Source organism: Cohnella caldifontis, from assembly GCF_029360585.1.
In the GTDB taxonomy this organism is placed as follows: Bacteria; Bacillota; Bacilli; order Paenibacillales; family Paenibacillaceae; genus Cohnella; species Cohnella caldifontis.
The window spans coordinates 1-25294 of the sequence record NZ_JAQZSJ010000015.1 but is presented as its reverse complement, the minus strand read 5'-3'; the positions used below and the strand labels follow the sequence as shown (position 1 = coordinate 25294).

The following is a 25294-nucleotide window of genomic DNA, read 5'->3' as shown; positions in this document are numbered from 1 at the left end:
CATGAACACGGCCAGAAGAGGAATCCGCACGGAGCCGCTGATTTTCCATACGCTCAATTACTTGTTCATGGCATTCATCGTCGTCGTTACGCTGTATCCGTTCCTGAACACGCTGGCCGTCTCGTTCAACTCCGGCCTCGACACGACGCGCGGCGGCATTTATTTGTGGCCTCGGATCTGGACGCTCAAAAACTACGACGCCGTATTCGTGACCGGACACGTGTTCCACGCTTTCGGGGTGTCCGTGGCCCGGACCGTCGTCGGCACCGTCGCGGGCGTGCTGCTCACGGCGATGGTCGCTTATACGATCAGCCGCAAGGAATTCATGTTCCGAAAGCCGATTACGCTCATCTTCGTGTTGACGATGTATTTCAGCGCCGGCTTGATTCCTTCCTATTTCCTGATCAAAGACCTCAATCTCTTGAACACGTTCCTCGTCTACATCCTGTTTCCCGGCGCGGGTGCGGGGCTGATCAGCGCCTTTAACATGCTGGTCGTCCGCACGTATATCCATTCGTTGCCGGAAAGCCTGATCGAATCGGCCAAAATCGACGGAGCGGGCGACTTCCGGGTGTTCGTCAGCGTCGTCTTGCCGCTCTGCACGCCCGTGCTCGCGACGATCGCCTTGTTCGTCGCGGTGGGCCAGTGGAACACGTGGTTCGACACGTTCATTTTCGCTTCTTCGCGGCAAAACCTGAGCACGCTCCAATACGAGCTCATCAAGCTGCTGTCTTCGGCGACGAATTCCAATTCCAACCCGAATATTTCTTCTTCGCAGGCGAAGGACGCCGCGTCGATGATCACGCCGTTGTCCATACGCGCCGCGATCACGATGGTGGCTTCGATCCCGATCCTGTTCGTCTATCCTTTCCTGCAGCGGCATTTCGTTGCCGGACTCCAGCTCGGAAGCGTGAAGGAATAATTCCCGATCCGGGCGCAGGGAGGCAGACCATAATAAGACGCCAAGAAGCTTCCGCGGCTGCGGAAGCTTCTTTCGTGCGGCAATGGTCCGTGATGAAATCCAGGCTTTCCGGCAATGATAAAGAAACTGTCGAATGTTGCCATGAACAACTATACCGGCTTGTATGCCTGTGATAATATAAAAAAGGCTAAATAGGAGAAAAATCCGGATATTTTGTGGGATTATATGGAAAGAAGGGTTGAGCGTGTTCAAGAAGAAGGATATTTTCTTTACTACCCTCGAACAAATGGCGGACGTCATCGTCACGGCCGTGGACCGCTTCTCGGAGCTGGTAAGCGGCGAACTGCCGAACATGGCGGATTTTTCGAAGGAAATGAAGGAGTTCGAGCATCAAGGGGACGAATACACCCACACGATCATCACGGAGCTGAACAAAACGTTCATCACGCCGATCGAACGCGAGGACATCATGATCCTGATCAAACGCCTGGACGACGTCCTGGACGGGATCGAAGCTTGCGCGTCTCGCTTCGATATGTACGACATCCGCAAATCGGACCAATATATCCGGAGCTTCGGGGACTGCCTGCGCCGGAGCGCGCTGGAAATCAAATCCGCGATCTACTTGCTGACCCAGAAGAAGCTGCTGGCCATGCAGCCGCACTGCGTCAACCTGCACGAGCTGGAGAATGAAGGCGATACCTTGATGCGCCAAGGCATCAAGCATCTGTTCGCCAACGTGAAGGATCCGGTCGAACTGATCAAGTACAAAGAGCTGTACGAGCGCCTGGAGGAAACGACCGATTCTTGCGAAGACGTCGCGACCTCGCTGCAGTCCATTATCATGAGGAACTCTTGATTCTCCAGAGCAGGGACGGATAAAAACCATTATGGATCTGACCATGGTATTGATCGTCATTATCGTGATTCTCGCCCTCGGCTTCGATTTCATCAACGGGTTCCATGACACCGCCAACGCCATCGCCACTTCCATCTCGACGCGGGCGCTTACGCCCCGGGCGGCCATCATCCTGGCATCGCTCATGAACCTGCTGGGCGCCATCCTGTTCACAGGCGTCGCCAAGACGATCGGGGGCAAAGTAGCCGACCCGTTCAAGCTGCATCACGGCTTGACGGTCGTCATCGCCACGCTCGTGGCCGCCATCCTCTGGAACCTGATCACCTGGTGGAGAGGGATTCCGTCTTCTTCCTCCCATGCGTTGATCGGCGCGCTGGCCGGGGCGGTCGTCGCGTCCGAGGGCTGGCACGGCGTGAATTACAGCGGGTTTTCCAGCATCGTCATGGGCTTGGTGTTTTCCCCGATCATCGCGTTCGCGCTCGGGTTCATCATCATGTTCATCCTGAAGTACGCGTTTGCCTATGCCAGTCCCCATCCGGTGAACAAGGTGTTCCGCAAATGCCAATGGGTGACCGCCGCGTTCCAGTCTTTCACCCATGGCACGAACGACGCGCAGAAAGCGATGGGCATCATCACCATGGCGCTCGTCGTCGGCGGCTTCCAGTCGACACTCGACGTCGCGCTGTGGGTCAAGATCGCCGCCGCCGCTTCCATGGCGCTCGGCACGTCGCTCGGCGGTTGGAAAATCATCAAAACGATGGGCACCAAAATATTCAAAATCGAACCGATTAACGGCTTCGCGGCCGACCTGAGCTCGGCTTCCGTCATCTTGGGCGCGACGCTGACGCATTTTCCGGTCAGCACCACCCATGCCATTACTTCCTCCATCCTGGGGGTCGGTTCCGCCAAGAAATTCAGCAGCGTCAGGTGGAACGTCGCCGGGCGCATCGTGGTCACCTGGATCATCACGATCCCGATCGTGGCGGTGCTGGCGGCGGCGATCTACGCGGTTCTCCGTTTATTTCTTCCCTGAACCGGGTATAGAACCCTATAAAAACCGGAGAAAGCCAACACCAACGGCCGGGTCCGAGGGATACAATATAGGGATGGCAGAATTGAAATCCGATCGATTCGGGGCTGGAGGACGACGATGCTGGCACCTGCGAAGCAAGCGAAATCGTGCGACACGCTGCTCAGCGAATTCCGCAGCCAAGGGACCGCAAGCTTCGGCGAGAAGATCGTATTTACCGGAGTCGGGGCCCGGGACGTTTATAATATCAGCGCTCCCTTCGACGACGACGGGGAGAAGTTGATTGCCGGACGAGTGGAATCGCGGAATTCGGAAGCTTCGGAAGTCATGTTCTTCCAGGCGAAGGACGGAGCTTGGAGTCCCCGCCCGGGAGCGCCCGTATTCGCGCTGCAAGACCCTTTCGTCGCTTTCGTCAAGGGAGAGCTCGTGTTCGGCGGCGTGGAGGTATACTTCGACGGGAACGACCCGCACTACGTCACGTCGTGGCGCACGGTGTTCTACCGGGGCAGCCGCGTCGCCGAGCTGGAGCCGTTCGCCAAAGGGCCGCTGACGATGAAGGATATCCGGCTCGTCGAGCTGCGGGGCGGGCGCATCGGGGTATTTACCCGCCCGATGATGGTGGAGGGGGCCCGGGCCAAAATCGGTTATACCGAAATTTCCGATCTGAGCGAGCTGAGCGAGGAAACGATCGACCGGGCGCCGCTGCTGCAGCACCAGTTCCTGCCCGACGAATGGGGCGGCGTGAACGAGGCGCACTTGCTGTCGAACGGATGGATCGGGGTGCTGGGCCATATCGCGTGGATGGAGCCGCATAACGTCCGGCACTATTACCCGATGGCGTTCGCGTTCGATCCCTCCGCGCGCCAGGCGACGCCGGTCAAGCTGATCGCCGAACGCCGCATGTTCCCGGACGGGCCGGCCAAACGCCCCGATCTTCGCGACGTCCTGTTCAGCGGCGGCCTTATCCGTTTGGAAGGCGGAACCGCTTGCTTGTATACCGGCGTCAGCGACGCGGAAGCCCATCGGATCGTCATTCCGGATCCGTTCCTCGAATATGAGCAAGGATAGGCCTTCTCGACTGACGAAAACCAAAACCTCCGACCGGGCTGCCGGCGGAGGTTTTTTGCGCTAGGTTGGAGGCGTGAAGTTAACGGACACAGCGGACCGATTGGATTCGTTTCTTGCCCAGTAGGAACGCTAACGGACACAGCGGACCCTATTGGGTTCGTTCCTGGCCCATAGGAACGCTAACGGACACAGGTGCGCTTATTTGGGGAGAAGTGTCGCTTGCAACATGGATTCGAAGCGATTAAGGGCTGCCATGTCCGTTACGTTTACATTACGACCGTTTTAGGTCAAATAGCGGCCGTGGCGTCCGTTAGGATCAGCACCAACCGTTACTTTTGTCCGGAGTCAATGCGGCTTTGCTTCTTCGCGGGCCTGACGGGATAGACGGGCCTGACGGGCGGAACGCCATCCTTCCAGGACGACTCCGAGCACGATCAGCGCTCCGCCCCACGTGATGGCATAATCCGCTAGATTCAGAATCCCGTTATGGGAGCGGAAGGCGATGAAGTCCGTCACTTGATTGAAGAGCAGGCGGTCGACGGCGTTTCCCGCGGCCCCTCCGGCCAATAAAGCGGCTCCCGTCCCCAAAACCGGCCCTTTAAGCTCTCCTTTATTTCGGAAATACCCGATCATGAAAATCACGAGAGCGGCGGCGATCACGAAATATCGGCCGTAGCCCTGCAACATGCTTCTGGCGATTCCGCTGTTCTCGTAGCGGGTAAAATCGAGAACCGGGTCCCAGACGACGATCGACTCGCCGACTTTCAAATGCGTGCGCACCCAAATCTTGGAGACTTGGTCTGCCGCTAAGGCCAGCAAGGCGAGGAAATAGAATCTCATGGGGAAGCCTCCCGTTCTCCCGTTTTCTTCGACAAGGCAGCCATTCGCAGGCCTTTTCGAGATGACGTGACATGTTTATCAACTTCCTTCTTCTTCATTATAAACGTCGGGTCGCCGCGGAGAAAACACGATTGAAATACATGCAGTCGATTCCCGGTAGACGGTAACGGGAAACACCTGCAAAACCTGCAGGCGTTTTTTTTATGTTTGGATCCGAATAACCGGAAATTTGCCGAATCCCAGTGTATGTCGTGCTGGAGATCGGTACATTTCGTGAAACTGGGACATGAGTGAAAAGAGTTAAACGATTAACGTAATGAAGCGCATAAATAATTCAAAATTAGGATTGAAATCGCTTTAAATGCGTAATATAATCACGGCATAAGGTTAAACGCTTAAACCACAAATGCGATCCGTCGCAGCATCCGTAAGGTGGAACCGAACATGAAGCGAATCACGATCCGGGAAGTCTCCGAGAAAGCGGGGGTCTCGACCGCCGCGGTGTCCTACGTACTCAACGGCCGTATCGGCAAAGTGTCCCAGGAAACGGTGGACAAAGTCCGCAAAGCCGTCGACGAGCTCGGCTATATTCCCGATTTTTCGGCGCGCAGCCTGGCGGGCAACCGGTCGAAGCTGATCGGCGTCGTGATCCCTCAGACCGAGGACCGCAAACAACTGCTGCTGCAGAATCCGTTTTACTCCGAGCTCGTGTGCGGGATCGAAGCCCGGCTCCGGCAGTCCGGCTACCACATGATCCTGTCGGGCGTCGACAAAGGCGAAGGTTACCTCGACACGTCGATGCAGCGCAATCTGGACGGGGCCATCATCATGGGCATCTATCAAGAGAGTTTTTACGAGGATTTGAAAAAAGTGCGGCTGCCCATCGTGTTGATCGACAGTTACATCCACGACAGCTATTTCCACGTGGTCGGCGTCGATGACGAATTGGGCGGCTATCTGGCAACCAAACACCTGATCGATAACGGCCATACGGCCGTCGCGCTCGTCACCGGCTCGATCCGCAAAGACGGCGTCATGGAAAAGCGGTTCCTCGGCTATAAGAGGGCGCTTAAAGAAGCCGGTTTGTTTTACAATCCCGACTACGTGTTCGAGGATTCCGTCAGCTACGAGTACGGACAGGAAGCGGGACGGGTAATCGCGGAGAAACATCCGGACATCACGGCGGTGTTCGCGGTCAGCGACATGGTGGCGCTCGGCGTCATTTCCGGATTGGCGGAGGCGGGACGGCATGTGCCGGACGACGTGTCGGTGATCGGCTTCGACGATATCTCGGTGGCGAGGATGTGCCATCCGCCGCTGACGACGATCCGCCAAGACATCGTAGGGCGCGGGTCGATGGCGGCCGAACGCTTGCTGCAAGCCATTACGGATTCGGAGGAAAGCCTGCCGCAGGAACCGACGGTGATGCCGCTCACGCTCGTGCAACGCGACACCGTTCGGCGGTTGACCCCGGAATAATGCGCCGAAAAATTTGCAAGGAGGTGATCGCAGCTTCCAAGCAGCCAAACGAATAGAAGCAATCGCCAGGCTTAAAGTTCATGAACAATGAAGGAGAGGGTTCGAATGTTCAGGAAATGCGGAGCCATTCTGCTGGTGATCGGCATGTTCGCGCTTGGCGCGTGCGGCTCAGGCAAAGGGAACGACGCATCCGGTTCCGCCTCGGACACGGCATCGGCTTCCCCGTCCGCCGCTTCGTCGGCATCCCCTTCGGCTTCTTCGGAAGCTCCCAAGGAGTCGGTGACGATCAAGCTGCTGATGTACACGCCCAGCGGAGGCCAGGAAGAAACGGTGAAGGCGATGGTCGAAGCATTCGAAGCGGCGAACGCCGACGTGAAGGTCGACTACGAGGTCGTGCCCTACGCGGACTACGGCACGAAGCTGAACACGCTGCTGTCCAGCGGAAGCGCACCCGACCTATTCGAGGTCGGATACGAGAATTTCCGTACGTACGCGGCGAAGGATCTGTTGCTCGACCTGACCCCGACGATCGCCGCCGACACGTCGTTCAAGCCGGACGTTTACAAAAAGCTGGCTTATGACGCGTTCAATTACAACGGCAAGCAAATGGGCGTGACCGAAAGCTTCTCCGACGTCGTGCTGTTCTACAACAAGGATCTGTTCGACGCCAAAGGCGTGAAGTACCCGGACGCTTCCTGGACGTGGAAGGAAGAACTTGACGCCGCCCAGAAGCTGACCGATGCCAAGAACGGGATCTGGGGCACCTATGCGCCGATCCAGTTCTACGAGTTCTACAAGACGATCGCGCAAAACGGAGGCGGCGTCTGGGACGCGGGCGGCAAGCCGACGATTGGCAGCAAAGCCAATGTGGACGCGCTGCAGTGGATGATCGACAAGGCGAGCAAGTACAAAGTGTCTCCGGCGCTTAACGACGACACGTTCAACCAGCCCGACGCCGACCTGAACGCGTTCGCCGCCGGTAAGCTGGCGATGGCCCGATTCGGCATCTGGAACTTCGGCAAGTTCGCCACGGAAGCGAAATTCAATTGGGAAATCGCCCTGGAGCCGGGCAACACGCAGAAAGCGCACCACTTCTTCGCGGACGGCCTCGTGGCCTCGAGGGACACGAAGCACGCGGAAGCCGCCTGGCGGTTCATGAAGTTCTTCACCAGCGATCCCGCCGCCGTCGGCAAACGGATCGAAGCCGGCTGGAGCGTGCCGGCCGTCGCGGACGACGCGGTCATGGACGCGTATTATAAACAAACGCCTCCGGCGTCGAAGAAGATCGTTACCGAGGCGCTCGATTCGCTGGTATTGCCGCCCGTCGGCCCGAAGCCGGAGAAATGGGGCGAATTCACGGCCGCCGTGGGGGAAGAGCTGGACAAAGCGAAGCTTGGCCGTTCCACCGCCCAGGAAGCGCTCGACGCCGCCCAGAAGAAGGTCAAAGAGCTGCTAAGCAAGTAACGGAACCTCCTCTGCTTCATCCAGCTTAAGGAAACCTGCCGCTTTCGGACCGGGGAGCTGGAGACTCTCCGGATCGGAGCGGAAACATCCGGCGATGGGATCGCGGCAATGGGCTGCCGCGGTTCCATCGCCCCCATTATAACGCGTATCGCAGGAAAGGAACATGCAGGATGGTAGGACAGCGCCAATGGAACCGCCGGATCGCCGCTTTCGTGTTTCTGCTGCCCGCGCTGCTGGGCCTGCTGGCGTTCCAGCTGCTGCCGATGATGTCTTCGGTCGTGATCAGCTTTACGGACTGGGATTTGCTCACGAACTGGACGAAAATGCATTTCGTCGGCTGGTCCAACTATGCCGAGGTATTCCGCGAGGAGAAATCGTATACGGCCATCAAGAACGTGTTCGTGTTCCTGATCGGATACATGCCGTCGCTTGCCGTGCTGGGCGTGTTCCTGGCCGTTCTCCTCAATCGGAGCCTGCCCGGCATCAAGGCGTACCGCGCCGCCGTGTTCGTGCCCGTCATCACCTCGTGGGTCGCCGTGTCCATCGTCTGGCGCTGGATCCTGAACGGGCAGAGCGGCTTGCTGAACTACCTGCTGTCCCGGATCGGGATCCAAGGACCGATCTGGCTGCAGGACGATACGTGGGCCATGGTCGCGATCATCGCCGTCACGGTCTGGAAGGACCTCGGCTTCGTCGCGCTGATCCTATTGGCCGGCCTGCAGGACATTTCCGAAGACTATTACGAGGCGGCGGAGTTGGACGGCGCTTCGGCCTGGCGCAAGCTATGGAGCGTCACGCTGCCGATGCTGTCGCCTACGCTGTATTTCGTCGTCACGATTTCCTTGATCAACTCGTTCCAGCTGTTCGACCAGGTGCTGATCATGACGAACGGCGGCCCGGCCGGCGCCACCAGCACGATCGTCGAGCAGGTATACAAGAACGCGTTCCAGTTCAACAAAATGGGCTTCGCCGCCGCGCAGTCCTGGGTGCTCTTCGCGATCATCCTTGCGGTGACGATGCTTCTTCAGCGGCTTCAGCGGAGGTGGGTCATCTATGAGAGGTAGAAGGCTTCTGGCGAACGGCCTCGCCTATCTGATCCTGACCGCGGTGTCCCTCGTGCTCGTGTTTCCGTTTGCCTGGATGCTGTCGGGCGCCTTCAAGGACAGCCTCGAAGTCGTAAAGATGCCGCCGACGCTCCTGCCCTCGCATTGGAATTTCGATAACTTCGCGAGAATCGAGCAGTATTTTCCGCTTTACCGTTTTCTGCTGAACAGCGCCGTCGTGGCCGTCGCGACGACCGCGCTGCAGCTGCTCGTCTGCACGATGTCGGCTTACGCGTTCGCCAAAATCCCGTTCAAGGGCCGCCAGGGCGTGTTCCTCCTGTTCCTGACGACCATGATGATCCCGGCGCAAGTGACGCTGGTGCCGCTGTTCATCCTGTTCTCCAAGACGAACCTCATCGACACGTACGCCGGGCTCATCCTTCCGGGCATTTTCAGCGCCTACGGCACGTTCCTGATCCGCCAGCACATGCTGACGATTCCGAACGAGCTGCTCGAAGCGGCCTTCATGGACGGAGCCTCTTACTACCGCGTGTTCCGAAGCGTCGTCGTTCCGCTCGTCAAGCCTACGGTCGCCGCCCTGACCATTTTCGCCTTCATGGGTTCCTGGAACAACTTCCTGTGGCCGCTCATCGCGGTGAACAGCAAGGAGCTCATGACGCTGCCGCTCGGCCTGAGCAAGCTGCAGGGCCGCTGGTCGACGGAATGGGACATCCTGATGGCCGGCAACGTCGTCAGCTTCGTTCCGATTTTCCTCGTGTATCTCGTCTCCCAGCGCTATTTCATCAAAGGCATGACGATGACCGGCATCAAATAAGAATAAGCGAACCGAAAGGGGATCGAATCCGTCTATGGAAACCGTACGTTTGGGCTTGATCGGGCTGGGAGGAATGGCGAACGTCCATGTCGAGCAATTGTTGAAGCTGGAGGGCGCCGTCTTCACCGCGATTTGCGACAGCGATGTCCGCAAGCATGCCGAATGGGGCGAACGGCTCGGGTTGGGCGCCTCCGCGCGGCATTCCGACCCGGAAGCGCTGATCCGGGACCCGAACGTCGATGCCGTCCTGTCCATCACGCCGAACCGCGTGCATGCCGAAATCATCCGCCTGTGCCTCGTCCACGGCAAACCGCTCATGACGGAGAAACCGTTCACCCGCACTTTCGCGGAAGCGGCGGAACTGCTCGAGCTCGCCCGATCCCGCGAAATTCCGTGCATGGTCGGCTTCTCATACCGTTATACGCCGTCTTTCCGCATGGCCCGCGACATGATCCGCGGCGGCCGCATCGGCGAGGTTCGCCACGTTTTCATCCAATATTTGCAGCAGTGGGGCGGTCCGCTGTTCGAGACGCCGATGAACTGGCGGATGGACCCGGCCGTTACCGGCACCGGCACGCTCGGCGACCTCGGATCGCATATGGTCGACGCCGCGCGCTTCCTGATCGGGGAGCCGATCCGCGTCTCGTCGCTGATGAGCTCGCTCATCAAGGAGCGCAAGGACCCGGTATCGGGAAATCCCGTGCCGGTGGATATCGACGACTTCGCCGCGTTCGTCGCGGAGCTGGAACCCGGCGTGCCCGCCGTCTTCCAGACGTCGCGCAACGCTTTCGGCGCCCAGAACCAATTCGAGATTTCCGTATACGGGGATACGGGTTCGCTGCACATGGGCTGGGAGGACGGCGAACATTTGACGTGGGTGCATCCGAACGAAGAACGGTCCGAGGTGCGCGAGAAGATCGCGGTGCCGGAACGTTACAAGCTGAAGCAGATGCAGGATTTCCTCGACCTGGCGAGGGGCAAGGTGCGGGAGGAGACGCCCGGCATGCGGGACGGCTACCTGAATCAACGCGTGCTGGAGGCGATCGCGCGGTCGGCGCGGGAACGGAGAAGCGTTGCGCCGGAGGAGATCGGGGCCGGCTGGCCCGTGAAGGAAGCGGGGAGGTGACGGGGATGGCGCGGGTGACGATATGGAACGAATTTCGTCACGAACGGGACAATCCGGAAGTCGCGAAGGTGTATCCGGCCGGCATCCATGAAGCGCTGCGCCAAGGGCTGGCGCCGTTCGGCTTCGACCTGCGGACGGCGACGCTGGACGAACCGGAGCACGGCTTGACGGAGGAGACGTTGCGGGAGACCGACGTGCTGGTCTGGTGGGGACACCGGGCGCATGACGAAGTGGACGACCGCATCGTGGAGCGCGTGCGGGAACGGGTGCTGCAGGGGATGGGGCTGATCGTGCTGCATTCCGGGCATTATTCGAAAATTTTCAAGCGGCTGATGGGGACTTCGTGCGCGTTGAAATGGCGGGAGGCGGACGAGAAGGAGCGGCTGTGGGTCGTAAAGCCGACGCATCCGATCGCGGAGGGGCTGCCGGAATTTTTCGAGCTGGAGCGGGAAGAGATGTACGGGGAGTTTTTCGATATCCCTGACCCGGACGAGCTTGTCCTCGTGAGCTGGTTCGAAGGCGGAGAAGTGTTCCGCAGCGGCTGCGCGTACGCCCGGGGCCAAGGCAAAATCTTTTATTTCCGTCCGGGGCACGAGACATACCCGACGTATTACCGGGAGCCGGTGCTGCGGGTCATCGCGAACGCGATCCGCTGGGCCGCGGCTGAACGAGGCGCCGCCCCTTGGTACGGGAACGCGAGGCCGTTGGAAGCGATCCGCGGCAAAGATGGGTTAAACGGCGCGCGGGCGTGAAACGGGCCTGCTCCCGGTCGGGTCATCCCGACGGGACCAGGCCTGCCGCGCTTACCATTGCCGTACAGCGCAAGAAACATTTTGTACTTGGATCGCGGTCGGTACACCATTACCGTTTATGGGTCCGGCGCGAACCGCCTTTTCGCGCTCTGGCCCGCCTGCGCGTCCGGGAGGATCGCCGGCGGACCTTGCCCGAGCTGATGCCCGCCGCCGCCGCGGTGCCCCCTTTGCCGATGAGCAGCCGGAGCAAAGGAGCCATTTGCTGCATGGTCGACATCAACTTCTGGAACTTCCCGAGTCCGTTCAGGACGCCGTCGATGCCGCCCATCCGGTCGATGAAGCCTTTAATATCCCCGAAGTTGAATCCTTTGCCCGTTCCGCCGCCGGCTCCAGCCCCTCCGAATTGGGGCGGCAGGACCGTCGGATTCACGAGGGCGGGAGGCCCGGCGACGAAGAACGGATCCCCGCCGGCCGTCGGGGGGCCGAAGCCGGGATTGCCGAAGCCGGGATTGCCGATGCCCGGAAATCCGCCTCCGAAACCTTGGGGTTGGTTCCATCCGCGAAGGGAAGGAGAATTCGGATCGTTCATGAAGTCACACCCTTTCTGCTACAACGTATGAAGGCATCCGCCCCGTTGAATGGACGAATGCCCGTTTTCCGAATGATTTTAACTCGGTAATGCGTGAATACGGTAACGCTTGAAGAACTTCGCGGGACGAAGTAAAATGGGAAGGAGATCGGAGACGCGAGGAATCGGGGTGCGGCATGCAGCTGAAAAAACTGAACGATCCAACGATCGACCAACTGTTCGAAGCCATCCTGACGCTGAAGAGCGTCGAGGAGTGCTACATATTTTTCGACGATCTGTGCACCGTGAACGAGATCCAGTCGTTGTCGCAGAGGCTGGAGGTCGCCCGCATGCTGGGGAAGGGCAATACCTACAACCAGATCGAGACCGAGACGGGCGCGAGCACGGCCACCATCTCGCGGGTGAAGCGCTGCTTGAACTACGGCAACGACGGGTACAAAATGGCGCTGGAACGGCTGGGCCGTTTCGGGGACGCCGCCGCGGACAAATCGGAATAAGGGCATGAACGATCAACCGCCGGGACGGGTTCCCGGCGGTTTGCTTATATTTTGGAGCATTCGAGGGGGTGCGCGGAATAGAAGACGACATCATCTCATCCGCTCGGCGAGTTGCCAAAACCGTCAATGCCGCGCTTTCCCGCCCAGGTCTCCATGCGGTTCGTCCTGCAGCCCCAAGGCGTCCTGGACCCGATCCGATAAGTCCGCCACGACGTCGCTGACCATATCGAGCGCGCTCACGTCCTGCTGGTCTTTCGGCGTGGGAATGACGTCCTCCCCGACCCCGTAAAAACTATCCTTATCTTCTGCCATGACGAACTTCCTCCTCGTCAGGATATTTTTCTTAGCGTTAGCATGTCCGGCTCGGCCGTAAAAAACTCGTTGCTACCCCACATTTTGGTAGGTTATGCTTAGGACGTACGATCCGACTACCTTCTGGGGGTACGGCAGAGATGAAGTTCTGGCAGTCCGTGCGTTTCCGAACCGTATTCGTTTTTTTTCTCATCGTCGCCCCCCTCGTCGTTTTCCTCATTTACAACAACCTGTACGCGACCCGGATCGTCCGGGATCAAGTCTCGCTTCACTACAACAACCTGATGGCCGTGCAGGTCAGAGCCAACGACGAGGTGCTTAAAAGCACGTACAATTTCCTGATCCAGCTCGGCATCGTCAACGATTCGGATTTGCTGCAAGTGAAAACGCTGTCTCCGGAAGACCCCGATTTCACGCTGGCCAAATTGCGGGTGTACAACCGGTTCGTGCTGGATACCAGCTACTATAAAATGGTCGATACGTTTTTCGCCTTCTCCAACAAGGACAACCTTCCGTTCTTCGCCACCCAGGACGGCTACAAATCTCCCGAACTCGACGCTTTCCTTAAAGATTACGCCACGACGATCGCCTACCGGCAAAAAACGAGCAACGAGCAGTGGGAACTCGTGAGCATTCCCGGCGCCTCCAACTACCTCGTCAAGGTCGTGGGCCTGGACTTCGGCTTGTACGCCGGCGCGCTCCTGCGCCTCGACACGTTGAACTCCGTCCTGCAGACGTTCGACGTCGGACCCGAAGGCGCCGTGTACATGGTCGACTCCCAAGGCAACGTGCTCACGTCGGGCGATCCGCCCCCCGGCCAGGACGCCGCTTTCCGGGCCGCCATCCTGCACCAGGACGGTTCGGTGAAATCGATCCGCTGGAACGATAAATCGTATCTCGCGTTCACGCAGCCTTCCCATTACGCGGACCTCCATTACGTCATCGTGACGACGGAGCCTTACATCCTGAAGAACCTGCCGTTTTTCCAAAAGATGCTGTACTTCTGGATTCCGCTCCTGTCCGCCGCCGTCGTGACCGGTTACGTGCTGTTCCTGCAGCGGTTCATGTTCCGCCCTCTCGTCAGCTTCATCGGCGGCATGCGCAAGTTGGGCAGGGGGCAGTTCAACGTCCGGCTTCCCGCGTATCCCGAGGGCAGCGAGTTCTCGATCATGGCGACGACCTTCAACCATATGGCGCAGCAGATCGAAGAGCTCAAAATCGACGTGTACGAGGAGCAGCTGCGGGTGCAGCGGGCGGAGTACAAGCATTTGCAAGTGCAGATCAACCCGCACTTCTATATGAACAGCTTGAACATCATCTACAATCTGGCGGCCTTGAAAGATTTCAAGAGCGTGCAGAAGCTGTCCCTGCACTTGGCAGATTATTTCCGTTTCTTGATGCACAGCCACCGGACGGCCGTCCGGCTGGAGGACGAAATCCGCCATATCGGGCACTACATGGAAATCCAGAAACTGCGGTACTTGGACAAGCTGGAATACGAAATCTCGGTGAGTCCCAAGCATCTGCCCGGCGAAATCTCGCCGCTGCTCTTGCAGCCGTTCGTGGAAAACGCGATCCTGCACGGCTTCAACCAGCGCAAGCAGGACGGCACGGCCTTCCGGGTGTCGATCGTTTCCGAAGACGACCCCCTGGAACCGGACCGGTACGTGCGGCTGACGATCCGGGACAACGGCCCGGGCTTTCCGCCCGCGATGCTGGAGGATTTGAACAACGGCACTTACCTGGAAGGCTCCGGAGAGCAGCACCTGGGCATCTGGAACATCCTGCGCCGCTTCAAAATGCTGTACGGGGACGAAGGCGGAATTTCATTCCGGAACGGTGACGGCGACGTCGGCGCGATCGTCGAAGTCCGCCTTCCCGTGAACCGTCGCGCCATGCTGGAAGATTCCGGAGCACGTCAGCCGGACGAGGAAAACAGGGAGGGGACCGCGTGCTGACCATGTTGGTCGTGGACGACGAAATTTACGCGCTCCGGGGGATCACGCAAGGGATCGACTGGAGCGATCTGCCGTTTGCCGAAATCCTGGAGGCCGACAGCGTCGATGCCGCCTTGGCCGTATTGACGGGGCGGCAAGTGGATCTCGTCATCTCGGATATCGAGATGCCGGGCGCCAATGGCTTGACGTTGCTGCGCTGGATGCAGGAACACCGGCCGGAGACGGTCACGGTATTCTTGACGGGACATGCCCGATTCGACTACGCGCAGGAAGCGCTTCACCTCGGCGCCTTCGATTACGTGCTGAAACCGATCGATCACGACGTGCTGAAAGGCATCGTCGGGCGGGCGGTTCGGGAAATCCAGGAGCGGCGGCAGCGGCAGGATTTCGAGCATACGCTGGGCGAGTACCGCCGGCAATGGTCAAGCCAGCTGCCGATTCTGGTCGAGCGGTTCTGGCAGGATTTGTTGGCGAACCGGCTCCCGCTGTCGCCGGGACTTCTCCGCCGCCAATTCGAGCTGTACGGCATTCCGCTCGGTGCGGAAGACGGCGTGCAGCCCGTGCTGATCAGCATCGAGCAGTGGGACGTCGAGCTGGACGCGCGGGACGAGAACATCATGGAATACGCGATCCGCAAAGCGGCCGCCGAGACGATCCTGGCGGAATGGCCGGGCGCGGTGCTGCAGGATCGGAGCGATCTGAACCTGCTGCTGCTTTACTTGCCGGACGGCGTCGCCGTAGACCGGGCGGTGCTGCACGAACGCTGCCGGCAGTACGTGACGGCTTGCCGGGATTATTTCCACTGCAGGGTGTCCTGCTATCTGGGGGAATCCGTGCGGGTCGACAGGCTGGCGGACGAGCTGGAGCGGTTGCAACAGGCCGAGCGCGTCAACACGTCGACGCTGCAAGCGGTCATCGACATCCGGAACGCGGAGGGGGAAGCCTCCGTCGGTTCGGGCTTCACGCTGCCCCCGTTCGGCGAATGGGGCTTGCTTCTGGACGGGGGGAGAACGGAGGAGCTCTCGAAAGCCCTGGCCGACTACGCGGGGCAGTTCCGCTCGTCCGCGCCGAGCCGGGAGACGCTGGAACTATTCTATTTCGGCTTCGTCCACATGCTGTTTCAGGTCGCCTATCGGAAAGGCGTATCGGTTTACCATACGATTAACGCCGCCGATCTGAACGCGGGACAGTCGCTGCGGACGCACCAGCAGCTGCTGGCATGGGCGCTGGATCTGATCCAGAAAGCGGGAGACGCCTTCCAAGGCCGGCAGCGCGACGTTTCCGCCATCATTTCGAAAATCCAATCGTTCATCCAAGACAACTTGCATAGGGAAATGAGCCGGGACGAGATCGCCGCCGCGGTGTACCGCAACCCGGCTTACGTATCGCGCCTGTTCCGGAAAGAGACGGGCATGTCCTTGTGGGATTACATCACGCATGCCAAGATCGAGAGAGCCAAGGAGCGGCTGGCCGGCACGAACGACAAAATCAGCGACATCGCGTCCGAGCTGGGGTATACGCATTTCTCCTATTTCGCGAAGCTGTTCAGAAAGATGACGGGCGCGACCCCGCAGGATTACCGCAAAAACCATCGGGCGCTGTAAGGGCGCTATACGAAAAACCGCCGCGCTGCACGGCGGTTTTCGCGCATGGTACGGCCGCGCCGCCGTCCGATATCACAAATGTGCTATGTAAGTCACGGGAATAGATAGATGAAAAACGTGCCGGGTCTGTAAGATAAAAGAAAACGTTTTTCGAAAAGGAAAATGAAAATGGATCAAGCGATGCAAACGGCTGCGCCTCCCGTGCCGCAGCCGGCAAGGAAGACCAAGCAGAATCAGGGCTACTGGCGGAGATTCGGCGTCTTCTATCTGATGATGGCGCCCGCGCTCATCATCCTTCTGCTGAACAACTATCTCCCGATGATCGGTTCCGTGATCGCCTTTAAAAACGTGAACTATCAGGTAGGCATTTGGAAGAGTCCGTGGGTCGGCTTCCAGAACTTCGATTACCTGTTCAACGCTTCGGATGCCTGGAAGATTACCCGGAACACGATCCTGTACAACGCCGCGTTCATCTTCCTCAACATGGTCGTCGGCGTCGCGTTCGCCCTCATGTTCAACGCCATGCGCAGCCGGAAGGCGGCGAAATTCCACCAGACGATGATGTTCCTGCCTTACTTCTTGTCGTGGGTCATCATCACGTACCTGGTGTACGGGTTTCTGAATCCGGAAATCGGCATGCTCAACAAAACGATCCTTCCTTGGTTCGGCGCCGAACGCACGATCGACTGGTACACGGAACCGAAGTGGTGGACGGTTATCCTGCCGATCGTCAATACGTGGAAAGGCATCGGCTATTACGCGGTTTTCTATCTGGCGGCGATCATCGGGATCGACCAGGAATATTACGAAGCGGCCACGCTGGACGGAGCCTCCAAATGGCGGCAGATCTGGACGATCACCGTGCCTTTGATCCGCCCGGTCATCATCGTGCTTACTCTGTTGCAGATCGGCAGAATTTTTTACGCGGACTTCGGCTTGTTCTATCAAGTCACCCGCAACGCCGGTTCGCTCTACGATACGACGCTCGTCATCGATACTTACGTTTACCAAGGCTTCATCGTCACCGGGGATGTCGGCATGTCTTCGGCGGCGGGGCTCTACCAGGCGGTCATCGGCTTCGTGCTGGTGCTGTGCAGCAATTTGGTCATCCGGCGGATCAGCAAAGAAGACGCCTTGTTCTAATTCACGACCGGACTGGTCTTTAGGAGGTTGCTTACCATGAGCGAATTGACGGGCAAACGCAAGGCGTACTCGTCTTCCGAGATTTCCAAGCCCGCCGACGCGGCCATTAACGTATTCTTCATCATTTATACGATTATCTGCATTTTTCCGCTGCTGCTCGTTCTGGTCGTTTCCTTCTCGGACGAGAAAACCGTTCTGGTGAACGGGTACAGCTTGTTTCCGGATAAGCTCAATCTCGCGGCTTACGACTTCCTGCTGAACGACTGGGTCAACGTCGTGCGGTCCTACGGGATCTCGATCTTCGTCACGGTGGCCGGGACGCTCGCCTCGCTCGCCATGATGGCGCTGTACGCCTACCCCATCTCCCGGCGGGATTTCAAGCATAGGGGCGTCTTCTCGTTCGTCATGGTGTTCACGATCCTGTACAACGCCGGGCTCGTTCCTTTCTACATCATGTATACGCAGTACCTGCATTTGCAAAATTCGGTGCTCGCGCTCATGATCCCTTATCTCATCCAAGCGTTTTTCGTGCTCGTCATGCGGACGTTCTTCACCAATTCGGTGCCGACGGAGCTGCTGGAATCCGCGAAAATCGACGGGGCGGGCGAATGGCGCATTTTCGCGCAAATCGTGCTTCCGCTTTCCCTCCCGGTACTCGCGAGCGTCGGGCTGCTTTGCACGCTGAACTATTGGAACGACTGGTTCATGAGCATGCTGTTCGTCAACGACAACGTGCATATCAACATCCAGTACCGGATGTACAAGGCTTTGCAGGATTTGCAGTACCTGAGCTCGAACTCGACCGCCTACGCGGCGATTCTGGCGCAAAACCCGAATTTCCAAATGCCGAGCGAAACGGTCCGGATGGCGATGGCGGTCATCGGAATCGGGCCGATCGTCTTCGCGTATCCCTTCTTCCAGCGGTTTTTCATCAAAGGGTTGACCGTCGGCGCCGTCAAGGGCTGACGGGCGGCTCGCGGGTTTCGCTAACGTACGGCTCCATCCGGTTACCGGCCGGTTGAGCATAAATCAGGAACATTTATAAGGGAGGCAGCAACATGCTCAGTAAGAGCACCAAATTCGGCAAGGGCTTTATCCTGCTCGTCGCGCTCGTCTTGACGTTCTCGCTCGTCTTGTCGGCGTGCGGCGGCGGCAAGAAAGAGGAAGCGTCCTCGTCCCCGTCGGCGTCTTCCGCGTCGCCGTCGGAGAGCTCCGCTTCTCCGTCTTCTTCCTCGGGCTCCGGGGATACGGGCGCAGCGGACCTGCAGCCGTACGAGCTGAAAATCATCTGGGAAGGTCCCGCGCAGAAAGACGCGCCGGCCGTCGAAGCCAAAATCAACGAGTATCTGAAGGACAAGATCAACGCGACGGTCAAGCTCTCCACGCTCGACTGGGGTCAATACGACCAGAAGATGCCGATGATGATCGCGTCCCGCGAAGCGATGGACGTCGTCTTCACGGCCCAGTGGAACGGCCACTCCAACAACGTGGCGAAGGGCGGATTCCTGGCCTTGAACGATCCGAACCTGGAAGCGAACGGCCAGAAAGTCGGCAACCTGCTGGAGCAATACGGCAAGGACATCCTGAGCTCGCTGGATCCCGCCTTCCTGGAAGGCGCGAAAATCAACGGCTTCAACTACGGCATCCCGACGAACAAAGAGCTGGCGGCGCAAGGCGGCGTCATCTACCGCGTCGATATCGCCCAAGAATTGGGCCTGACGGACCAGCTCAACAACGTCAAAACGATCGCCGATCTCGAACCGATCCTGAAAACGGTCAAAGAGAAGAAGCCGAACATCACCCCGCTGTTCTTCAAGGACGGCGAAACGTTCAACTCCCACTATCTCTCGCAGCTGGATTACCTGGGGAACACGGACATTGACGGCATCGTCCGCAAAGACGGCGAAGACACGAAGGTCATTACCCGTTTCGACGACAAAGAATACATGGATCAACTGCAATTGACCCGCAAGTTCTTCCAAGAAGGCCTGATCAACCGCGACGCGGCTACGACCACGGTCGGCCCGCAAGACGCCATGAAGAAAGGCGACGTATTCATGATTCCGTCTTCGCTGAAACCGGGCAAAGACGCCGAGATGGCGAACGGAATCAACATGGCGGGCAAGCTGAAGCAGATCGAAATCGGGCCCCGGACGGTATCGACGGGCGAGACGGCAGGCGCCATGCTGGGCATTTCCTCGACGTCCAAAGATCCGGCTCGCGCCATGATGTTCATCAACCTGCTTCACTCCGACAAATACCTGAACAACCTGATCAACTTCGGCATCGAAGGCGAGCACTACGTGAAGGTGTCGGACAACGTGATCAAAGCGGGTCCGAAAGCCGCGGACTACAACCCGGGCGTCGCTTGGGAGCTGGGCAACCAATTCCTGAACTATACGTTCGAGACGGAAGCCGCCGACAAATGGGATCAATTCAAGAAGTTCAACGACGGCGCGCATAAGTCGCCCGCGCTCGGTTTCACGTTCGACGTCGAACCGGTGAAATCGCAAGTGACCAACCTGATCAACGTCAAAAAGCAATACGCCGCCGCGCTGGAAACGGGCTCCATCGACCCGGCCAAAGCGCAGGAATGGTGGGACAAAGAGAAAGCCAACGGGCTGGACAAAGTGCTGGAAGAGAAGCAGAAACAGCTCGACGCTTTCATCGCTTCGAAGAAATAAAACCGCATATCCGCGAACGGCCGGATGCCGTTCGGAACGCGAAAACCGCCGGTTCAGCCGGCGGTTTTCGTTCTCGTTGACTTTCCGCTGCGCATTGGCTAGCATTATCATATCGAGAAGTATCGTAGAGGGGATAACGCTTGGTTCGCAAACCCGGGATTCTCGTCATCAGCCACGGCTCGCGGGAAAGCGGGTGGGTGGCGCATGTCGACGACGCGGTGATGGCCGCGAGGGCCGAATTGCCGGACGCTGTTCCGATGGCGGCCGCGTTTTTGGAGCTCGTCGAAGGACGGTTGATCCAGGACGGACTGGATCGGATGGAAGCGGCGGGCGTCACCGACCTGCTGGTGGTTCCTTTGTTCGTTTCCTCCGGAAGCACGCACGTCGACGAGATCGGCTGGGCGCTGGGCGCTTATCCGGAAGCCGGAACGGAGACGGAGCTGCAGCCTTTCCGGGTCTCGGCGCGTCTGTCTTACGGCAGACCGGTGGACGACGATCCGGAGTTCGCGGACATCCTGCGGGAGCGGGTGTCCGGCTTGTCCCGGAATCCCGCCAAGGAGTGCGTGCTGCTGATCGGGCACGGCAGCGAATGGCCGGGATTTCGGGAGGCCTGGATCAAGGGATTGTCGTCGCTCGCTTCGAAAGTGAAGGAAGCGGGCGGTTACGCGGACGCGGAATGGGCGACGCTCCGGCCGGACATGGCGGCGACGGCGGTCCGCGCCCTGCGGGAGAGACAGGGGAGCGGGGTCGAAGTGCTGGCCGTTCCCGTGTTTCTGAGCGAGGGTTATTTTACGAAAGAAGTCATTCCGCGCCGGCTGGAGGGTCTTGGCTGCCGGTACGACGGGCGCGCGCTGATGCCCCATCCGCTGGCCGTCGGCTGGGTTCGGCGGCAGGCGGCGGAGTGGCTTCGCGGTTTCGGTTTCGGCGATTCGGATTTACAGGTTTGAGAAAAAAGAGGGGATCGAGTTGGACACCGTACGAGCGAGGTTGATTTACAATCCGACTTCCGGGCGCGAGGAAGTGAGAAGAAGATTGCCTGCCATTCTGCAGCGGCTGGAGCGGGGCGGCATCGAGACGTCCTGCCACGCGACGGAAGGGGAAGGGGACGCCTCGCGGGCGGCTCTGCTGGCGGCCCGGCGGGGATACGATATCGTGATCGCCGCGGGCGGCGACGGGACGCTGAACGAAGTGGTCTCCGGACTCTCCGAGCATGACAGCCGGCCGGCGCTCGGCATTCTCCCGCTCGGCACGACGAACGATTTCGCGCGCGCCCACGGCATTCCGAGGAATTGGGCGGACGCGTGCGATCTGATCGTCCGCCGCTATACGGTGCCGGTGGACGTCGGCAAAGCCGGGGACAAATATTTCATCAACATCGCGGGCGGCGGCTCCCTGACGGAACTCACGTACGAAGTCCCGAGCAAGCTGAAAACGATGGTCGGACAACTCGCTTATTATATGAAGGGTCTGGAGAAAATCACCAACCTTCGGCCGGTGCGTATGAAAATCAAAGCGAACGGGGCGGAGGAAATCGACGAGGAGCTCATGCTGTTCCTGATCGCCAACAGCAGCTCCGTCGCCGGTTTCGACCGGCTGGCTCCGGACGCCAGCACGAACGACGGCGTGTTCGACGTTATCGCCTTGCGCAAATGCAATATCGCGGAGTTCATCCGGATGGCGACGATGGTCATACGCGGGGAAGCCGTCAAGCATGATCCCCATTTCATTTATTTTCAGAGCGACAGCATCGAAGTCGAATCGGACAGCCGGGTCCAATTGAATTTGGACGGCGAATTCGGGGGGACGCTGCCCTGCAAGTTCACGATGCTGGCGTCCCATTTGAACGTGATCGTGGACGAGCAAGGGGAGTCTTCCTATCGTCGGGGCAGCGGCAACGGAAATGTTCGGAGCTTGCCGTCATGAGCGGAGAACGCGGGATCCCGGTACGGACGGGGCAAGTCGCGGAATGCGAAATCGTCGGTTTGACGCATGAGGGAGAAGGGGTAGGCCGGTACCAGGGCTTTACCCTTTTTGTTCATGGCGCGCTTCCGGGGGAGCGTGTACGCGCGGAAGTCGTCAGCGTCGGCAAATCGTTCGGCAGGGCGCGGGTGACGCAATTGCTGGCGGCCAGTCCCGAGCGGCGCTCGGCTCCTTGCCCGCTGTTCGAGGTTTGCGGGGGCTGCCAGCTTCAGCATCTCGACTATCCGGCGCAGCTGCATTGGAAACGGCGGCACGTCGTGGACAATCTCGCGCGCATCGGCAAGCTGCCCGTTGCAGGTGAAGAAGCCGCTGGTGGCGACGGTTCGGCGGCTGCGGGCCGGGAGCCGGTCGTCGTGCATCCGACGATCGGCATGGAGGATCCCTGGCGGTACCGCAACAAAGCCCAAGTGCCGATCGGCCGCGGGGAAGCGGGGCTGATCGGCGGTTTTTTCGAGGAAGGCAGCCATGACATCGTGGAGATGGAGGCTTGCTTGATCCAGCAGGAGGAGAACGAGGAAACCGTCCGAGCGGTGAAGGAATCCGCTCGGACGCTCGGCATTTCCGCTTATGATCGGGCGTCGGGGCGGGGGCTGTTGCGGCACGTCGTCGTGCGGAATGCCGCAGCGACGGGCCAGCGCATGGTCGTGCTCGTGACGAACGGACGCGAAATTCCCCGGGAAATGGAACTGATTGCGCTGATCCGTGAGCGGGTGCCGGGCGTGGCCAGCATCGTGCAGAACGTTAACACGATGCGCTCATCCGTTGTATTCGGCGAGATCACCCGCACGATGTGGGGCGAAGACGTCATCTATGACGAGATCGGGGACATCCGTTTCGCGATTTCGGCACGTTCTTTCTTTCAAGTGAATCCGGAGCAGACGGAGCGTCTGTACAGGACAGCGGTGGAGTTCGCAGGCTTGAGCGGGGAAGAGACCGTGGTGGACGCCTATTGCGGCATCGGGACGATCACGCTGTTTCTTGCCCGGCATGCCCGCCGCGTCTACGGCGTCGAGATCGTACCGGAGGCAATCGAGGACGCGAGGCGGAACGCGGCGCTGAACGGCATCGGCAACGCCGAGTTCGCCGTCGGCCGCGCCGAAGCCGTCTTGCCGCGCTGGCAGAAATCCGGCGTGAAGCCCGACGTCATCGTCGTCGACCCGCCGCGCAAAGGCTGCGACCCCGCGCTGATCGCCACGATGCTGGAGCTGCGGCCGAAGCGCATCGTGTACGTGTCGTGCAATCCGTCCACGTTGGCGCGGGACTTGCGGCTGCTCGAAGACGGCGGCTACCGCACGGTAGAGGTGCAGCCGGTGGATATGTTCCCGCAGACGGGACATGTGGAGTGCGTAATAGGAATACAACGAATCGATACGTAGAAATCCTTTGTTTTCAACACTTTGCGCGACTTATGACTTTTACGAAGGACGGCAGCGACTTCAAAAATAAGGTGCTCAAGGACAAAATCGAGGTTTCCGTCGTCTTGGACCTTGATTTGGACGTCGGGTGCGTAGATATGTTGAATTCATTAGTATGAGATTACTACACTGCCAGTTAGGGATTAAACTAAACGGGCCGGGCAGTTTATGTCATATACGCAACTTATAATTCACCGCCTCCGTCTATTGGATTGAAGATACCGTGGATCGGAGGTTTCATAATGGGCAGAAAACGATTTATCATATTTTTCACCGTTATACTTCTCTTGTTCGGATGCGAAGATAAGTCAGAATCTATCCAAAAGCCAGCAACTCAAACACAACAGCCTACGCAATCTCATGAATTGAAACGAGCGCCTGCTTATACCAAAACCGTTCCAAGCGATGAGTACGCCGGCTTCGTTTTTGAAGGCATGCTGCATAAAGAACTACGAGAAAACGAATTCGGTTGGTCATTGCTTGGAGTGTCCAAGGCGTTCGGAATTCCTGTTCAGGAGAGTGAAAAACCGAAGCAATTCAAGGATTTCATAGTACCTTATGAGTTGAAAATCGGTAACAAGGACAATATGGTCGCTTTTAGGTTAGATACGAGCCGCCAAGAAAGTTTAAAGTATTTGAAATTTGCCGAGGGGGCCAACGCAATTTATCACGTGTTCCAGAACGGCCATGAAGTGCAACTGAAGTCACAGCCTTTTACTCATCATGGGGGCAGTATCAATATTCATCAGCCGTTGGAATTATTGCAGTTGCTTCATGTCGGTTATATCCAGGAGGGGGAAATCATATATGTCGGCCAAGATAAATCTTCACCGATCAACGGGAAAGTGTTGTTTGACAATAAGGTCGAGATAGGCAGCGACAAAAAACTCGATGTCAAACTTGTTTACTACTATGATCCGGCCAAGCAACCAAACTATGGGAAAGTCGATCTGAGTATTGATGGAGAGTCGATCCTCCTTTGTGATCATGACCATAAAGGAAGCTCTAACTATTATCAAAACGGTTTTGTTGAAGCTGTTGCTTTTCAAGGAACCATACTTCTGAAAGTAAATTTGGACGAAGATGTTGTCATTCTTAGAAGAGCCAACAACCGTTGGGAACGCGTTTTTTCACCAGAAAAATATACTTCCATCCTACAAGGCACTCTAGCGCTTCAGATTGCTTCTGATGGATCGGGAAAGTTTATCGATAGCGAGCATCGTCGGGCACATGACGTAAGTGCCACTGGTGGCGCTCCTAATACAATGTATCCAATTGACTTGATCTCTTTTGGACATTTTGAACTGGACGAAGCACAGAAGGAACTAGCTATCACGGCAGATTTGAGTGCTAGGAATGAAGGCAGGAGTATTTTTAACATGCAAGTTCGGTTCATTTTTGATGGAGCTACCTTTATCCCGAACAGAATGGTTTCTTGGGATGATGGTAAATACGGAGCGGATAAAAGTTCTGGTAAAGAGATTAAATCCTTGGACGATTACTTGCAGTTTTCATATACGCTGTAAATCAGAAAATTGATAGTTAAGGACTTCTCCCAGAGCTTTAGTAGCGTATAAAAACAAAATTCCCTTTTTATTGGTCTAACGTACATGTACTTGAATTATGGTGTAATTGCAGAGGAAACTTATTTAGGGCTTGCTGAACAATTGAAAAATGCAGTAGCAGCAAGGATT

The 25294-nt window shown here is 58.1% G+C and carries 23 protein-coding genes; 20 read left to right on the top strand and 3 right to left on the bottom strand.

The annotated features are described in order from the left end of the window. Position 1 precedes the first annotated feature (1 nt). From PTZ19_RS18510 to PTZ19_RS18495, 4 genes are all read left to right on the top strand, one after another. Positions 2–922, top strand: coding sequence for a carbohydrate ABC transporter permease (locus tag PTZ19_RS18510; protein ID WP_276356591.1), 921 nt, complete (start codon positions 2–4; stop codon positions 920–922). A gap of 244 nt (positions 923–1166) precedes the next feature. Continuing rightward, entirely contained in the window at positions 1167–1781 is a 615-nt protein-coding gene (locus tag PTZ19_RS18505; protein ID WP_276356590.1) for a DUF47 domain-containing protein, read from the top strand. Between the two features lie 31 nt (positions 1782–1812). After that, positions 1813–2814, top strand: coding sequence for an inorganic phosphate transporter (locus tag PTZ19_RS18500; RefSeq protein WP_276356588.1), 1002 nt, complete (start codon positions 1813–1815; stop codon positions 2812–2814). Between the two features lie 117 nt (positions 2815–2931). Then, a complete protein-coding gene (locus PTZ19_RS18495) occupies positions 2932–3879 on the top strand; it encodes a DUF1861 family protein (RefSeq protein ID WP_276356587.1) in 948 nt (315 codons plus the stop codon). A gap of 345 nt (positions 3880–4224) precedes the next feature. On the opposite strand, the gene lspA is transcribed toward PTZ19_RS18495, so the two are convergent. Then, the gene (lspA, locus tag PTZ19_RS18490) at positions 4225–4719 is read right to left on the bottom strand and encodes a signal peptidase II (RefSeq protein ID WP_276356586.1); all 495 of its coding nucleotides are present in this window, start codon (positions 4717–4719) and stop codon (positions 4225–4227) included. A 444-nt stretch (positions 4720–5163) separates the two neighbouring features. Between lspA and PTZ19_RS18485 the strand changes: the two genes are divergently transcribed. From PTZ19_RS18485 to PTZ19_RS18460, 6 genes are all read left to right on the top strand, one after another. After that, positions 5164–6198, top strand: a complete 1035-nt coding sequence (locus PTZ19_RS18485) for a LacI family DNA-binding transcriptional regulator (RefSeq protein ID WP_276356585.1) — start codon at positions 5164–5166, stop codon at positions 6196–6198. Between the two features lie 105 nt (positions 6199–6303). Then, a complete protein-coding gene (locus PTZ19_RS18480; protein WP_276356584.1) occupies positions 6304–7662 on the top strand; it encodes an ABC transporter substrate-binding protein in 1359 nt (452 codons plus the stop codon). A gap of 170 nt (positions 7663–7832) precedes the next feature. Next, positions 7833–8726 carry a carbohydrate ABC transporter permease gene (locus tag PTZ19_RS18475; RefSeq protein ID WP_276356583.1) on the top strand — a complete coding sequence of 298 codons (894 nt, stop codon included), beginning with the start codon at positions 7833–7835 and terminating at the stop codon, positions 8724–8726. Further along, positions 8716–9540: a carbohydrate ABC transporter permease gene (locus PTZ19_RS18470; protein ID WP_276356582.1), complete on the top strand. Its 825-nt coding sequence runs from the start codon at positions 8716–8718 to the stop codon at positions 9538–9540. The genes PTZ19_RS18475 and PTZ19_RS18470 overlap by 11 nt, the downstream gene beginning before the upstream one ends. Positions 9541–9574: 34 nt before the next feature. Continuing rightward, on the top strand, positions 9575–10666 hold the full coding sequence (locus tag PTZ19_RS18465; protein WP_276356581.1) for a Gfo/Idh/MocA family protein: 1092 nt from the start codon (positions 9575–9577) through the stop codon (positions 10664–10666). Between the two features lie 5 nt (positions 10667–10671). After that, the gene (locus PTZ19_RS18460; RefSeq protein WP_276356579.1) at positions 10672–11418 is read left to right on the top strand and encodes a ThuA domain-containing protein; all 747 of its coding nucleotides are present in this window, start codon (positions 10672–10674) and stop codon (positions 11416–11418) included. A gap of 109 nt (positions 11419–11527) precedes the next feature. Here PTZ19_RS18460 and PTZ19_RS18455 read toward each other — a convergent pair whose 3' ends face one another. Continuing rightward, positions 11528–12007 (bottom strand): hypothetical protein, encoded by a 480-nt coding sequence (locus tag PTZ19_RS18455; protein WP_276356577.1) that lies wholly within the window; start codon positions 12005–12007, stop codon positions 11528–11530. A 176-nt stretch (positions 12008–12183) separates the two neighbouring features. Between PTZ19_RS18455 and PTZ19_RS18450 the strand changes: the two genes are divergently transcribed. Further along, positions 12184–12504, top strand: a complete 321-nt coding sequence (locus PTZ19_RS18450; RefSeq protein WP_276356575.1) for a YerC/YecD family TrpR-related protein — start codon at positions 12184–12186, stop codon at positions 12502–12504. A 123-nt stretch (positions 12505–12627) separates the two neighbouring features. Here PTZ19_RS18450 and PTZ19_RS18445 read toward each other — a convergent pair whose 3' ends face one another. Continuing rightward, positions 12628–12816, bottom strand: a complete 189-nt coding sequence (locus PTZ19_RS18445) for a hypothetical protein (RefSeq protein WP_276356573.1) — start codon at positions 12814–12816, stop codon at positions 12628–12630. A 140-nt stretch (positions 12817–12956) separates the two neighbouring features. Here PTZ19_RS18445 and PTZ19_RS18440 point away from each other — a divergent pair, with 140 nt between their 5' ends. The 9 genes from PTZ19_RS18440 to PTZ19_RS18400 all read left to right on the top strand — a co-directional run bounded on the left by PTZ19_RS18440 (position 12957) and on the right by PTZ19_RS18400 (position 25126). Beyond that, complete coding sequence (locus PTZ19_RS18440) at positions 12957–14774, top strand: cache domain-containing sensor histidine kinase (RefSeq protein WP_276356571.1); 1818 nt, start codon at positions 12957–12959, stop codon at positions 14772–14774. A 2-nt stretch (positions 14775–14776) separates the two neighbouring features. Continuing rightward, positions 14777–16378, top strand: coding sequence for a response regulator transcription factor (locus PTZ19_RS18435; RefSeq protein WP_276356709.1), 1602 nt, complete (start codon positions 14777–14779; stop codon positions 16376–16378). A 168-nt stretch (positions 16379–16546) separates the two neighbouring features. After that, positions 16547–17521 (top strand): ABC transporter permease, encoded by a 975-nt coding sequence (locus PTZ19_RS18430; protein WP_339329341.1) that lies wholly within the window; start codon positions 16547–16549, stop codon positions 17519–17521. Between the two features lie 36 nt (positions 17522–17557). After that, positions 17558–18487: a carbohydrate ABC transporter permease gene (locus PTZ19_RS18425; RefSeq protein WP_276356569.1), complete on the top strand. Its 930-nt coding sequence runs from the start codon at positions 17558–17560 to the stop codon at positions 18485–18487. A 92-nt stretch (positions 18488–18579) separates the two neighbouring features. Then, a complete protein-coding gene (locus PTZ19_RS18420) occupies positions 18580–20205 on the top strand; it encodes an ABC transporter substrate-binding protein (protein ID WP_276356567.1) in 1626 nt (541 codons plus the stop codon). A 140-nt stretch (positions 20206–20345) separates the two neighbouring features. Next, positions 20346–21152 (top strand): sirohydrochlorin chelatase, encoded by an 807-nt coding sequence (locus PTZ19_RS18415; RefSeq protein ID WP_276356565.1) that lies wholly within the window; start codon positions 20346–20348, stop codon positions 21150–21152. Between the two features lie 19 nt (positions 21153–21171). Beyond that, complete coding sequence (locus PTZ19_RS18410) at positions 21172–22128, top strand: diacylglycerol kinase (RefSeq protein ID WP_276356563.1); 957 nt, start codon at positions 21172–21174, stop codon at positions 22126–22128. Beyond that, positions 22125–23561 (top strand): 23S rRNA (uracil(1939)-C(5))-methyltransferase RlmD, encoded by a 1437-nt coding sequence (gene rlmD / locus PTZ19_RS18405; protein ID WP_276356561.1) that lies wholly within the window; start codon positions 22125–22127, stop codon positions 23559–23561. The genes PTZ19_RS18410 and rlmD overlap by 4 nt, the downstream gene beginning before the upstream one ends. Before the next feature lie 281 nt (positions 23562–23842). Then, complete coding sequence (locus tag PTZ19_RS18400; RefSeq protein WP_276356560.1) at positions 23843–25126, top strand: hypothetical protein; 1284 nt, start codon at positions 23843–23845, stop codon at positions 25124–25126. The last annotated feature ends 168 nt before the right edge of the window (positions 25127–25294 follow it).